Annotated in this window: 13 protein-coding genes; 7 read left to right on the top strand and 6 right to left on the bottom strand. The window is 66.6% G+C overall.

The window, feature by feature from the left end; genetic code table 11:
* The first annotated feature begins 3 nt into the window (after positions 1-3).
* Entirely contained in the window at positions 4-1,629 is a 1,626-nt protein-coding gene (locus tag AC5ZH6_RS09380) for a S1C family serine protease (protein WP_094602298.1), read from the top strand.
* Positions 1,630-1,671: 42 nt separating this feature from the next.
* Positions 1,672-2,145 carry a Sec-independent protein translocase protein TatB gene (tatB, locus tag AC5ZH6_RS09385; RefSeq protein ID WP_496168969.1) on the top strand — a complete coding sequence of 158 codons (474 nt, stop codon included), beginning with the start codon at positions 1,672-1,674 and terminating at the stop codon, positions 2,143-2,145.
* 33 nt (positions 2,146-2,178) lie between these two features.
* On the opposite strand, the gene AC5ZH6_RS09390 is transcribed toward tatB, so the two are convergent.
* The 4 genes from AC5ZH6_RS09390 to AC5ZH6_RS09405 form a co-directional block, all read right to left on the bottom strand.
* Complete coding sequence (locus AC5ZH6_RS09390; protein WP_026920206.1) at positions 2,179-3,321, bottom strand: Mrp/NBP35 family ATP-binding protein; 1,143 nt, start codon at positions 3,319-3,321, stop codon at positions 2,179-2,181.
* Positions 3,322-3,408: 87 nt separating this feature from the next.
* Positions 3,409-4,449, bottom strand: coding sequence for a lytic transglycosylase domain-containing protein (locus AC5ZH6_RS09395; protein WP_205741496.1), 1,041 nt, complete (start codon positions 4,447-4,449; stop codon positions 3,409-3,411).
* Positions 4,450-4,794: 345 nt separating this feature from the next.
* Positions 4,795-5,328 (bottom strand): DUF1003 domain-containing protein, encoded by a 534-nt coding sequence (locus AC5ZH6_RS09400; RefSeq protein ID WP_006368493.1) that lies wholly within the window; start codon positions 5,326-5,328, stop codon positions 4,795-4,797.
* Positions 5,325-6,614: a magnesium transporter MgtE N-terminal domain-containing protein gene (locus tag AC5ZH6_RS09405; RefSeq protein WP_006368494.1), complete on the bottom strand. Its 1,290-nt coding sequence runs from the start codon at positions 6,612-6,614 to the stop codon at positions 5,325-5,327. The genes AC5ZH6_RS09400 and AC5ZH6_RS09405 overlap by 4 nt, the downstream gene beginning before the upstream one ends.
* 104 nt (positions 6,615-6,718) lie before the next feature.
* Here AC5ZH6_RS09405 and AC5ZH6_RS09410 point away from each other — a divergent pair, with 104 nt between their 5' ends.
* The 5 genes from AC5ZH6_RS09410 to AC5ZH6_RS09430 all read left to right on the top strand — a co-directional run bounded on the left by AC5ZH6_RS09410 (position 6,719) and on the right by AC5ZH6_RS09430 (position 12,092).
* On the top strand, positions 6,719-7,207 hold the full coding sequence (locus AC5ZH6_RS09410) for a YflT domain-containing protein (protein WP_006368495.1): 489 nt from the start codon (positions 6,719-6,721) through the stop codon (positions 7,205-7,207).
* A 265-nt stretch (positions 7,208-7,472) separates the two neighbouring features.
* A complete protein-coding gene (locus AC5ZH6_RS09415; protein WP_006368496.1) occupies positions 7,473-8,891 on the top strand; it encodes an extracellular solute-binding protein in 1,419 nt (472 codons plus the stop codon).
* Entirely contained in the window at positions 8,888-10,033 is a 1,146-nt protein-coding gene (locus AC5ZH6_RS09420) for a carbohydrate ABC transporter permease (RefSeq protein ID WP_006368497.1), read from the top strand. The genes AC5ZH6_RS09415 and AC5ZH6_RS09420 overlap by 4 nt, the downstream gene beginning before the upstream one ends.
* Positions 10,034-10,039: 6 nt before the next feature.
* Positions 10,040-10,870, top strand: a complete 831-nt coding sequence (locus tag AC5ZH6_RS09425) for a carbohydrate ABC transporter permease (RefSeq protein WP_006368498.1) — start codon at positions 10,040-10,042, stop codon at positions 10,868-10,870.
* Between the two features lie 4 nt (positions 10,871-10,874).
* Positions 10,875-12,092: an ABC transporter ATP-binding protein gene (locus tag AC5ZH6_RS09430; RefSeq protein WP_006368499.1), complete on the top strand. Its 1,218-nt coding sequence runs from the start codon at positions 10,875-10,877 to the stop codon at positions 12,090-12,092.
* Between the two features lie 23 nt (positions 12,093-12,115).
* Here the strand turns inward: AC5ZH6_RS09430 and AC5ZH6_RS09435 are convergent, their stop codons facing one another.
* Together AC5ZH6_RS09435 and AC5ZH6_RS09440 are read right to left on the bottom strand one after the other, a co-directional pair.
* The gene (locus tag AC5ZH6_RS09435) at positions 12,116-12,973 is read right to left on the bottom strand and encodes a hypothetical protein (protein ID WP_006368500.1); all 858 of its coding nucleotides are present in this window, start codon (positions 12,971-12,973) and stop codon (positions 12,116-12,118) included.
* A complete protein-coding gene (locus tag AC5ZH6_RS09440) occupies positions 12,963-13,649 on the bottom strand; it encodes a metallophosphoesterase family protein (protein WP_014359602.1) in 687 nt (228 codons plus the stop codon). Before AC5ZH6_RS09440 ends, AC5ZH6_RS09435 begins: the two co-directional genes overlap by 11 nt.
* Positions 13,650-13,711 lie beyond the last annotated feature (62 nt).

Below are 13,711 nucleotides of genomic sequence, written 5' to 3' on the forward strand. Positions count from 1 at the left end.
CACGTGGATTCCGACGCCTCTCAGCCAGACGCCTCCCAGCCCAAGTCCTCCCAGCCCGACTCCTCCCCGACACCCGAATCCCCGACACCCGCAGCCCCGAGAACCGAAGCACGTCCGAGCACGCCCGCCACGCAGTGGTCGGCGCCGGCGGCCGACGAGGCCGGTGGCGCGCCCGGTAGCGGCCCCGGGAGTGACAAGGCCTCGCGCGTTGTCCGGCATGCACCGGTCTCACCGGCGACGGCCCAGGTCTTCGGTCGCCCCTCCGGCGTAGCAGGCTCCTTCGCGCCCGGCGCGGCGGTACCCGACCGTCCCGCACCCGCCGTCGGTCCGCCGGATCCGGTTCTCGCCGAGGCCTTCGGACGTCCTGACGGTAGTGACGAGACCTTGCAGCGCGACCCGCTGGCCACCTACGGCACTCCCGACGAACCCGCACCGCCGGCCGACCCGTGGCGCGATCCGGAGAGCCCGGCGACGCTGGCCCGGCCTGCGGTCGCCGAATCCGCACCCGCGAATCCCAGCGCCCCCGGCCCCAAGCTGGGCATCCGCGAGGTCCTGCTCGGCCGTCGGATCGCGTGGCACGCGCTGGCGGCGCTGGCCGTGATCGCGCTGCTGATCGGCGTCGTCGGTGGACTGATGGGCAGGTTCACCGCGGAGGTCGCGGCCCCGCTCAACAGCAATACCGTCGAACTGTCGACCCAGGGTGACGACAACGGCGACGCACCGCGGTCGTCGGTGGCCCGGGTGGCGCAGGCCGTGGAGAAGTCGGTCGTCGCCGTCGACGTGCGACTGTCCAATGGATCGGCCACCGGGTCGGGCTTCGTCATCGATCGCAACGGCTACATCCTCACCAACAACCACGTCATCTCACTCGCCGCGTCCGACCGGACCGCCAAACTCGAGGTCGTCTTCTCCGACCGCAACCGGGTGCCCGCCCGCATCGTCGGACGTGACCCGAAGACCGATGTGGCCGTGCTCAAGGTCGACAACGTCGACAACCTCACCGTCGCCCAACTCGGCGATTCCAACGACCTCCAGATCGGCGAGGAGGTCGTGGCCTTCGGCTCCCCGCTGGGCCTGGATCGCACCGTGACCAGCGGCATCGTCAGCGCCCTGCATCGCGCGGTGCCGCTGCGCCCGGATTCGGAGTCCGACACCGACGCCGTCATCGACGCCATCCAGACCGACGCGGCGATCAACCCCGGCAACTCCGGTGGTCCGCTGGTCGACGCGCAGGCCAAGGTGGTGGGTATCAACACCGCCGGGCTCGTCCCGGGCGGTGGCTCGATCGGACTCGGGTTCGCCATCCCGATCGGTGAGGCGGTGCCCATCGCGCAGGCCCTGATCCGCGACGGCAAGGTCAACCACCCGCAGATCGGTGTGAACGCCAGCGACGTCCGCAACGACAGGGTGCTCGGCGCCCAGATCCGCAACGTGGTGGCCGGGGGTCCGGCGGCCCAGGCCGGGCTGCGGGAGAACGACGTGATCGTCTCCTTCAACGGCCGCACCATCGAAAGTGCCGACGAATTGACCGTCGCCGTGCGTACCGCGAAGATCGGGGAGCCGGTCAAGTTCACCTACTGGCGTGACGGGCGTACCTTCGAGGGCACGATGACGCCCGCGAGTGACTGAGAACGTCCACCACCAGCGGACGCGCGAGAGCGGGGAAGTGCCATGTTCGACAGTGTGGGTTGGGGAGAGATCTTCATCCTGATCGTCGCCGGACTCGTCATCCTGGGACCGGAACGGTTGCCCGGTGCGATCTCGTGGACGATGCAGTCGCTGCGCAAGGTTCGCGAGTATGCGACCGGCGCGACCGATCAGCTCAAGAACGACTTCGGTACGGACTTCGACGACCTCCGCAAACCGCTCGCCGAGCTCAACGAGCTACGCGGTATGACACCGAAGTCGATGATCACCAAGCATCTGCTCGACGGCGATGACTCCGTCTTCAAGACCTTCACCGATGCCGGTTCGGTACTCAAGTCGGCCACCGACACCCCGCCGATCAAGCCGGTGTCCAAGCCCATGCCCGACGGCCCCGTCGGTGAGCCCGGGCCGTCGCTGAGGAAGCCGAGTGCCGCGGACCCGTCCGAACACCGGCCCGCACGCGGTCATCACGACGTCTCCGATTGGGACGCAACGTGATTCGCTGATCGACGAAGTATCGGCGAGCGAACGTCAGTGCCGAGTGGTGTCGATGCCCAGGCTCATGCCGGCCAGGCCGCGACGACGGACCGCGAGTTTGTCGGCGATCGCGCGCAGCGCCGATCCGGACGCGGAGTCGGGCGCGGCGAGCACGACCGGTGTGCCCGCATCACCGCCCTCCCGCAACGCCGGTTCGAGTGGCACCTGGCCGAGGAGATCGACCTGCGCGCCGACCATCCGGGTCAGCCGGTCGGCGACCGTCTGGCCGCCACCGGAACCGAAGGGCTCCATCCGTGTGCCGTCGGGCAGTTCCATCCACGACATGTTCTCCACGACGCCGAGGATCTTCTGCCGGGTCTGCAGGGCGATCGCGCCGGCACGTTCGGCGACCTCGGCGGCCGCCTGCTGTGGGGTGGTGACCACCAGGATCTCCGCACCGGGGATCAGCTGGGCGATCGAGATCGCGACGTCGCCGGTGCCGGGCGGCAGATCGAGCAGCAGCACATCGAGGTCACCCCAGTACACGTCGGCCAGGAACTGCTGCAGTGCCCGGTGCAGCATCGGTCCGCGCCAGGTGACCGGGGTGTTGCCGCTGGTGAACTGGCCGATCGAGATGAACCGCACGTCGTGGGAGATCGGCGGCATGATCATCTTCTCGACCTGGGTGGGCTTGGCGTCGCTGCCGAGCATCCGAGGCACCGAGTGGCCGTAGATATCGGCGTCGAGCACCCCGACAGACAATCCGCGCTCGGCGAGCGCGCAGGCGAGATTGACGGTGACCGACGACTTGCCGACGCCGCCCTTGCCCGAGGCGACGGCATAGACACGGGTCAGCGATCCCGGTTGGGCGAACGGGATCACCGGTTCGGCGGAGTCACCCCGCAGCTTCTTGCGGAGCTCGGAGCGTTGCTCGTCGTCCATCACGTCGAGGGTCACGCGTACCTCGCCAACCCCTGGCACGTCGGAGACCGCGGTCTGCACCCGGCCGCTGATCTCGCCGCGCATCGGGCAGCCCGAGGTCGTCAGGTACACCGCGACGTCGACACTGGCGTCGTCGTTGACGGCCACCGATTTCACCATGCCGAGATCGGTGATGGGTTTGCCGATCTCCGGGTCCCGCACCTTGGACAAGGCGGCGCGGACCGCGGATTCGTTGGGCGTCACTGCTGTAGTCATCACCTGCCAGCTTAACCGCCGGTGATGACGTGGCCGTCGGAGTGACCCCTCGGCGCACCCGTGGTCGGTCTCTCGCCGCCAGTCCGATCAGCGAGCCGGGGTGGTCTGCGGGGTGACCCGAGGTGTGGGTGCCGGTGCCGGCGGCGGCTGACCGGGCAACGTGATCCCCGGTGGCAGACAGATCATGCCGAGACACTGCTGGCTCGGGGTGGTCGTCGTCGGGGCCGAGGGGCCCGACGAGGGGGCGCCGCTCGACGGGGAGGACGGCCGGGACGGTGAACTCGACGACGAACTCGACGGCGGGCGCATCTCCGGGATCGGGGTCGTCGGCATCACTCCGGTGGCATACGCCGCCGCCCAGGCCAGCACGTTCTGCGCGTACGCCAGGGAGTGGTTGTACCGCATGACCGCGGCGACCTTGTTGCTGTCGGCCATGATGTCGGACACGCCCGCGCACAGATAGCGCGCCGCCGAATAGGTGGCGTCGAAGATGTTGTTGGGATCGGCCTTGCCATCTCCGTTGCCGTCGCTACCCCAGGCGGCCCAGGTGCTCGGGATGAACTGCATCGGTCCCATCGCCCGCGCATGCGATCCGTCCGCGTTGCGGATGACCTCGTTGCCCGCCAGTGAACCGTCGAGCACCGGCCCCTCGATGGGGACGAGGGTGGTTCCGTACTGGTCGACATCGCCGTTGTCGGCGTGATTGGACTCGATCCGTCCGATGCCGGCGAGCAGGAACCACGGGATCTTGCAGGCCGCGTTCTCCGAGGCCTCTCGGTCGGCGGCGAGTTTGTACGCCTGCAGCACGATTCCCGGAATGCCGAGCGGCCCGGACGGCAGATCCGCCGACAACCGGAATTGCGGCGCCACGTCGGGATCGGCCGGACGGGCCGCCGGAGGGGCGAAGCCCAGCAATGAAACAGGTTGTGCGGCAGCGACTCCCGCCACATCGATCGGGGCGTTCGCGGCGAGTGGGACGCCACCGCCGTCGTGGGCGCTCGAGGTGGCCGCACCCAAGACCATCGCGCCGACGAGGAGACTGCCCGCGCCGACCGACAGCGTGCGTCGGGTCAGCATCGAACCGCGATGCGGGCCGCGGGACCGACGAAAGGGATGGGGCACCCTCATTGTGGGTCCCCGTGGTCGTGGGTCGGCCCCGTGCGCACTGTGCGCGCCATCGATCCGCGCCGCGCCGCGCCCCTGGTCCCCGTACGCGCTGTCTGCCCTGTCACGTCGTTCACTCCGTTGTCAACGTCCACCCGTCGTCGCCCCCCGAGAGAGCGGATGCGGTCGGGCCGGGTCTCGTGGGTGACACGAGCGGCAGCCGACCGGCACTGTGGTCCACCATACATATGGGTCGGATGTCCCAGTCGGTGAACTCAGGGATTGGAATCCGGGGATGGGAACCCTGGGAACGCCTGACACGGGGAGACGACCGATCCGAAGGTGTAGTCGGTGATCTCGGGTGCGGTGTTACGCCCGGTCGGGGCTACCTCGACGGGAGACGTGATCCGACGGTTGGTCGAGGTCGCGGTTGGCCAGCCGGTCGGCGAGGTCGTCGAGCAGGTCGTCGAGTTCCTTGCGCAGGTAGTCGCGGGTGACGGTGTCACCGACGGCCAGGCGCACCGCCGCCAGCTCGCGGGCGAGGAACTCGGTATCGGACTTGGTCTGCGCGGCGCGGGTGCGATCCTCCTCGAGCGCGACCTTGTCGCGGTTCTCCTGACGGTTCTGCGCGAGCAGGATCAGCGGCGCCGCGTACGCGGCCTGGGTGGAGAAGGCGAGATTGAGCAGGATGAACGGGTAGGGATCCCATCGCAGCGACACCGCGAACAGGTTGATGGCGATCCACACCACCACGATCACGGTCTGGATCGCGAGGTAGCGGCCGGTTCCGAGGAAACGGGCGATGCGTTCGCTGTAGACGCCGACGACGTCGGAGTCGAGGTTGAAGGCCGGACGCCGACGCTCGCGAGGGGTATCCAGCCTGCGGCCCCGGGGTTCGCTCACGACCGCACCTCTTCGGCCGAGTCGATCGGCTCGGTCTCGCGCCAGTCACGCGGCAGCAGTTGGTCGAGGAGGTCGTCGACGCTCACCGCGCCGAGCAGGTGGTGCTGGTCGTCGACGACCGGCCCGCACACCAGGTTGTAGGTCGCGAAGTAGCGGGTCACGGTCTCCAGGGAGTCCTCCGGTCGAAGATGGGCCAGATCGGTGTCGAGGATGCCACCCACGATGTTGGCGGGCGGCTCTCGCAGCAGCGCCTGTACATGCACGCAGCCGAGGTATTTCCCGGTGGGCGTGGAGGTCGGGGGGCGGACGACGAAGACCAGACTTGCAGCGGCCGGGTTGATGTCGGGGTTGCGGATCCGCGCGAGTGCCTCGGCGACCGTGGTCGCCGGGGTGACGATGATCGGCTCGGAGGTCATCAGTCCGCCCGCGGTGTCGGGGGAGTGGGTGAGCAGTCGGCGCACCGGTTCGGAATCCTCCGGGTCCATGCGCGCCAGGAACGACTCGGCCTCGGTGTCGGAGAGCTCGCCGAGCAGGTCGGCGGCGTCATCGGGATCCATCGCCTCGAGCACATCGACGGCGCGGTCGAGCTCCAGATGCGACAACAAGTTCTTCTGATCATCGGGCGGCAACTCCTGCAAGACGTCTGCCAGACGTTCGTCGTCGAGAGCCGAGGCGATCTCGTCGCGACGCTTGACCGGCAACTCGCGTAACGCGTTGGCGACGTCGGCGGCACGCATGCCCTCGAACTGCAGGAGGGCCTGAGCCACCCCCTGCCCGGGCAGGTCGAGGCTGCTCTGTGTCATACCGCGCACATTGGACCACTCCACGACGTGGGTTTCGCCGCGGCGCAGTCCCCGTCGGCCGGTGCGCACCGCGACGCGGGCCACCACCCAGTCGCGGGTGCGGGTGCGTTCGATGCCGAGATCGACCACGGGCACGTCGATTCCGGCGAGATCGGGCAGATCCGGGTCGACGACGCGGACCCGGGTGTCGAGGATCTGCCCGATCGCCAGCGCCTCGCCCGGACGCAAATGCAGCCGGCGCAGGCTGACCGTTCCGGTGTTGAGTGTCACCGCGTTGGGTTCGATCGAGGTCACCCGGAGCATGGGGACGAAGATGCGGCGCCGCGTGGTCAATTCCACCGCGAGTCCGAGTGCGCGCGGCTGCTGGCCGGGCAACCGCACCGAGATCACCGCGTCGCGCACACGCCCGATCGATTCGCCGTCCGGGCCAAGGACGGCCAATCCGACTAACCTGGCCACGAACACCTTGCTCACCGCCGACATGGGAGTAAGGGTAGTGGCATCGCACCCGGGGACGTAGACATGCCGGCGGCGGGTCGAGGACCCGAGGCCGGTCGCGGACCCGACTGACCCGCAAGGAGTGAGAAATGACCAATCCCATGCAGCCGTCGCGGCAGACGCCGGGTCTGCCGACGCCGCCCAAGGGTTGGCCGATCGGCTCGTATTCGACCTACGCCGAGGCCCAGCGGGCGGTGGACTATCTGTCCGACGAGCACTTCACCGTCGAGGACGTCACGATCGTCGGCGTCGACCTGATGCAGGTCGAGCGCGTCATCGGACGGCTGACGTGGGGCAAGGTCATCGGTGGCGGCATCGTGTCGGGAGCGTGGCTGGGTCTGTTCTTCGGCTTGCTGGTCTCGATCGTCGTCTCCGGAAATCCGCTGGTGCCGATCCTCTTCGGTCTCGTCGGCGGTGTCATCTTCGGTCTGATCTCGGCGACCATTCCCTATGCGGCGACCCGCGGTCAACGCGATTTCGCCTCGACCATGCAACTGGTGGCAGGACGTTACGACGTGCTGTGTGATCCCAAGAGCGCGGAGAAGGCGCGGAACATGCTGGCCCGACTGAACCCCTGAGACAGCTCACACGATCCCGGGCCTGATCGGCTCGCCGTGATCCACCCCGCTCTGATCAACACGGTCTCGAATTGGCACGGCCGCACACATTGTGTTGCCCGTCACATACATGTCGGGATAGCGTAACCTCCGAGACGGCCATGATCGCGTCGCGCACAACGCGTCGGCGTCGTCATGTGCACGACATGGAGGAGGCCGCGTGCGGCGCAGGATGGGCGGTGCGAGTCGAGACCCCGGTGACGGGTCGCGAAACCGGAAGTCGTCTTTGGGGATCCGCGGCAAGGTGGTCATCGCCGCCGCCGCGCTGGCCACGCTGGCGCCGATCGTGACGGCCTGTGGGTCCGGGTACGAGGCGGGCGTGCTGAATCTGTATCCGCCTGCTGACGGCGCGGATTCGGTGAAGGTCCAGGCGGACAAGTGCTCCAAGGAGTCCGGCGGCGAATACCGGATCGTCACCACCGCGCTGCCCAAGGCCGCCGACGATCAGCGGCTGCAACTGGCCCGACGTCTGTCGGGCAATGATCACAGCCTCGACCTGATGGGCATGGACGTGGTGTGGACGGCCGAGTTCGCCGACGCCGGTTGGCTTGTCCCGGTGCCCGACGATCTCGTCGCGCAGGTCACCGCGCGCACGCTCGGGGGTCCGCTGGAGACAGCGCAGTGGAAGACGCCCGGTGATGCCGCCGAGCGCCTCTACGCCATCCCGATCTGGACCAACACCCAGCTGCTCTGGTATCGCAAGGACGTTCTCGCCGATACGGTCCGCCAGCCCGCTGCGACCAACTGGGAGCGGATGCTCGAACAGGCCCAGGTCAGTCTCGGCAAGGGCGGTCCCGGCCAGATCATGGTGCAGGGCAAGCAGTATGAAGGTCTGATGGTGTGGTTCAACTCCGTGTTGGCCAGTGCCGGCGGTCAGATCGTCGACCCCGACAACCCCAGCAAGGTGACGCTGAACGACACCCCGGCCCACCGTGCCGCGACGGTCAAGGCCCTGCAGATCCTCAAGGCGGTGGCGACCGCGCCGGGCCACGATCCGTCGCTGACCAACGGTGACGAGACCAGCTCGCGCCTCGGCATGGAGAACGGATCGGCGCTCTACGAGGTGAATTGGCCGTTCGTGCTCGCCTCGATGAGAGAGAATGCATCGGCGGGCAGTGTCCCGTATCTGACGGATCTGCAGAAGTACAAGAATCTGTTCGCCGACCCGAACAACTCGCCCACCGACGCGCAGTTGGCGCCGGTGACCAAGGCTGTACGTCAGAAGTTCGACTTCGGACCGTATCCGGGGGTCGGTGATCTGCCCGCCAAGAGCACGCTCGGCGGACTCAACATCGCCGTCGCCAGCACCTCGCAGCAGAAGGATCTCGCGTTCAAGGCGGCGATGTGCCTGACGAGCGCCGACGCGCAGAAGTACTACAGCCTCAACGCGGGTACGCCGCCGGTGATCTCGTCGCTCTACTCCGACCCGGAGTTCCGGGCGGCTTATCCCATGGCCGACGACATCAAGCTGCAGCTCGAACCCGACCACGCGGCGCTGCGTCCGAAATCGCCCCAATACCAGTCCATCTCGACGCTGGTCCAGGCCAAACTGTCACCGGTCGGGGCGTGGGACCCACAGAATCTGGTCGATCAGCTCGCCGATGCGGTACAGAAGGCGATCAACGGGGAGGGCATCATCCCATGACCAACGACGACAACGAGGCCTCACGACGCGGCCGGCACGCGATGCCGGAGGGTGAACAGCCCACGGCCCCAGCCGAACCCGGTCTCGACGTGACCGCTCCGCACACCTTCGGGCCCACCGTGCATTCCCCGGTGTGGGAAGCGCCTGCGGAATCATCGGCGGCAGGCCGGGTTCCGGATGCCGATGCAGCCGGCCCGACGCGGGCCGCACCGGCCACCGCGGTGATCGATCGCCCTGCGCCGCCGGTAGCCGCTCCGAAGCGGAGTGAGGGTAAGAAGGCCGAGCGTCGGTTGGCGTTTTGGTTGGTGTTGCCTGCGGTGGTGATGATGGCGGTGGTGACGGGGTATCCGATCATCTATGCGGTGTGGCTGTCGTTGAACAAGGCGAGTTTGTCGGCGCCGGGTAAGCGTGAGTTCGTGTGGTTCGCCAATTACGGGACGGTGCTCTCGGATGGGTATTGGTGGACGGCGTTCGGGGTGACGTTGGGCATCACGGTGGTGTCGGTGGTCATCGAGTTCGTGTTGGGGTTGGCGATCGCGTTGGTGATGCATCGGACGTTGTTCGGGCGGGGCACGATTCGCACCGTGGTGTTGATTCCGTACGGGATTGTGACGGTCGCGGCGGCGTTCTCTTGGTATTACGCGTGGACGCCGGGGACGGGGTATCTGGCGAATCTGTTGCCGGATGGGAGTGCCCCGTTGACCCAGCAGTGGCCGTCGTTGGCGATCATCGTGTTGGCCGAGGTCTGGAAGACGACCCCGTTCATGGCGTTGTTGTTGCTGGCCGGGTTGGCGTTGGTGCCCGATGATTTGTTGAAGGCCGCCCAGGTCGACGGGGCGGGGGCGTGGACGCGGTTGTGGCGCATCATTTTGCCGTTGATGAAACCGGCGATCCTGGTGGCGTTGCTGTTCCGTACTCTGGACGCGTTCCGGGTGTTCGACAACATTTATGTGTTGACCGCCGGGTCGAACAACACGTATTCGGTGTCGATGCTCGGTTACGACAATCTGTTCAAGGGTTTCAATCTTGGTGTGGGGTCGGCGATCTCGATCCTGATCTTCGTGTGTGTGGCGATCATCGCGTTCATCTTCATCAAGGGGTTCGGTACTGCGGCACCGGGCTCGGACAACGAGGGGAGGTAAGGGGCGGTGAAGACCGGAGCCAAACCGAAATTCTGGTGGGCGATCGCCAATATCCTGGTGATCCTGTATGCGATCATCCCCTTGTTGTGGATCGTGAGTTTGTCATTCAAACCCGCCTCGAGTGTCACCGACGGCTCGTTCATCCCGAAGGAGTGGACGTGGGAGAACTATTCGTCGATCTTTTCCACGAGCGCGTTCACCTCGGCGTTGATCAACTCGATCGGGATCGGGTTGATCACCACGGTGATCGCGGTGGTGTTGGGCACGATGGCCGCCTATGCGGTGGCCCGTTTGGACTTTCCGGGTAAACGCCTGTTGATCGGGGCGGCCCTGTTGATCGCGATGTTCCCGCAGATCTCGCTGGTCACCCCGCTGTTCAATATCGAACGCACCCTGGGGTTGTTCGACACGTGGCCGGGGTTGATCCTGCCTTACATCACCTTCGCGTTGCCGTTGGCGATCTACACGCTCTCGGCGTTCTTCCGGGAGATCCCGTGGGAGTTGGAGAAGGCCGCGAAAATGGATGGCGCGACCCCGTTCCAGGCGTTCCGGAAGGTGATCGCCCCGTTGGCCGCGCCGGGGGTGGTGACCGCGGCGATCCTGGTGTTCATCTTCGCGTGGAACGACCTGCTGCTGGCGTTGTCATTGACCTCGACCGAACGGGCGATCACCGCGCCGGTCGCGATCGCGAATTTCACCGGGAGTTCCCAGTTCGAGGAACCCACCGGGTCGATCGCCGCGGCCGCGGTCGTGATCACCATTCCGATCATCATCTTCGTGTTGTTCTTCCAACGTCGAATCGTGGCCGGGTTGACCTCCGGCGCGGTGAAGGGATAAACCCATGGCAGACATCGTTTTGGACCACGTCAGCAAAACCTATCCCGACGGCTCGACCGCGGTGCATGAGGTGAGTATCGATATCGCCGACGGCGAGTTCATCATCCTCGTCGGCCCGTCCGGGTGCGGGAAATCGACCACCCTGAACATGATCGCCGGCCTCGAGGACATCACCAGCGGGGAGCTACGGATCGCCGGGCAACGCGTCAACGAACGCGCCCCCAAAGACCGCGACATCGCCATGGTGTTCCAGTCCTATGCCCTGTATCCGCACATGTCGGTGCGGGAGAACATCGCGTTCCCACTGACCCTGGCGAAACTGTCGAAAGCCGAGGTCGCCGCGAAGGTCGACGAAGCCGCCCGCATCCTCGACCTGGGGCCCTACCTGGATCGGAAACCGGCGAATCTATCCGGTGGGCAACGCCAGCGCGTCGCGATGGGCCGGGCGATCGTGCGTTCCCCGAAGGCGTTCCTGATGGATGAACCGCTGTCGAATCTGGATGCGAAACTGCGGGTGCAGATGCGCGCGGAGATCTCCCGGCTGCAACAACGCCTGGGTACCACCACCGTGTATGTCACCCACGACCAAACCGAAGCCATGACCCTCGGTGACCGGGTCGTGGTCATGCGCTCGGGGTATGTCCAGCAAATCGGTTCCCCCCAAGAGCTCTACACCAACCCCGCCAACATCTTCGTCGCCGGCTTCATCGGCTCACCCGCCATGAATTTCCTGCCCGGACGACTCGGCGCCGACGGGGTGTCGACCCCGATCGGCACGATTGCGCTGCACGATCAGCAACAGGTCACCGATGCGGCAGCCCGGGTCAACAGCAACGGGGAGGTCCTCGTCGGTATCCGCCCCGAACACCTTGAGGACGCCCACCTCATCGATGCCGACACCTTGTCGCGGGGAAGGACGTTCACGGTCGGGATCGACGTCCTCGAATCCATGGGATCGGACAACTACGCCTATTTCCGTATCGACTCCCAGGGTCCGGCGAATGACGCACTCGCCGAACTGTCCGCCGACTCCGGTGCCACCCTCGGCGGCGGCGAAATGATCGCCCGACTCTCCCCCGAATCACAGATCCGCCGCGGCAGTACCGCCGAACTCTACTTCGACCCCACCAAGATCACCGTCTTCGACCAGCAATCCGGCGCGAGTCTGCGTGGTGCACCAGCGAATTCGGTTGCAGGCGGGCCGGCACTGTCGAAGGGATGAGCGCCGCGGTCGTCGACAGGTGATCATCGGCGCCGACGCCGAGGCTGTTCGCGGAGTTCGTCGATGATCTCGTCGTCCCAGATGTGCTTGCGCACCAGGCGATAGCGCTCGCACGCGAGCCACAGGTAGAGTTCGGCGTCGCTGTCGAGGTCGGACCGGACATCGGCGCGTCGGGCCATACGGATGACCGGCAGGAATTCCTCACCGAACCACCGCCGTGCCACCTCGGTACGGCCGAGAAATTCGCCCACCTCTTGGCTGAGACGGAAGCCCCAGGCCTCCACCGCCTCTGCGAGTTCGGCGTAGTCGAAGGGGTCGGCGAACCGGATGGTGTCGGCCTGTGCACCCGACAGCGGCACCCGTGAGAGGAACAGGCGGCGGTGGTCCTTGAGGAGGAGGTCGCCGGGCACATTGATGCCCTCGGGGGAGATGCGGGTGTGGATCTCGGTGACGTAGGCCTCGATGGTGTCGAGGTGTCGTGCGATGGCGATCGAGATGCGGTGGTGTCCGTCGATGACGAAATGCATCCCACCGATCCGGTACAGCCGCACCGGGGGCATCGATTCACCGCGCCGCTGCGCGGCCGCGAGTCGCTGCCACCGGCTGCGAATCCGGGCTGACGTCGGGCGGAAGTAGCGGTCGAAATCCTTGGTGCGGTCCACACTTCCGACGATCGAGGCCACCTCGACCGTCTGCAGTCCCAGGTAGGTCTCGCCGGTGCGGCCCAATGCGGCGACGACCTCGTCGAAGGGGAGGATCGCATTGACGTCGGCGGGTTGTCGGGTGAACCACTGTGTCAGCCGGGCGAGTTCGGCGTGCCGGCGCATCCGCTGGAAGTCATTCTCGGCGTCGGCGTCCGGGAATCCGGTGTCACGAGCCATATCTGCGCCTCACGATCCTGAAATCTCCGGTGTCGGTGTCGAAATCGAACTGGCAGTAGCCGACGACGTTCATCGACACGGTATCGGTCCCGATGATCAGGTCACGCGGATGCGCACCGTAGGGATGGATGTGCCCGTGCACCATGATCTTCGGTCGGAGTCGGTCGACCAGTGGGTGGAAACACGAGAACCCGCGGTGCGGCCGGTCCTCGGCGTCGCCCACGCCGCGTGCCGGCGAATGGGTGAGCAGGATGTGCGGGCGGGTGGCACGCACACCGCCTCGGGCGCGCAACAACCACGACCGCAACCGTTGCTGCGCCTCGGTGTACTGATTGGGACCGGAGTTGTAGCGGATACTGCCCCCGAGGCCGCTGATCCGGACGCCGGCCGCCGTCACCGTCCGACCGTCGGCGTTGACCGCGCACTCGGGCCCGGGATAGCTGGTCGGCAATCCCGCGCGGGTCCAGCCGGCACGCGAGGACCGGTAACCGCGCAGATCACCGTCATGGTTGCCCGGAACGAATACACATGGCGCATCGCACAGGCTCGACAGCACGTCGAGATACTTGTAGGGAAGATCGCCCGCGCCCAGGATGAGGTCGGGTTTGGTCTCGATGCCCACCCCGAAGGTGAGTGACTCCACCACCTCGTCGGCGACCGCCAGGATGTTCACCACATGCACACCGTAATCGACCGTCGCCCCGGTGTGGAACGTCCGGATCGGGCGAGGAGTCGATG

This window comes from Gordonia sp. YC-XJ4, from assembly GCF_059511865.1.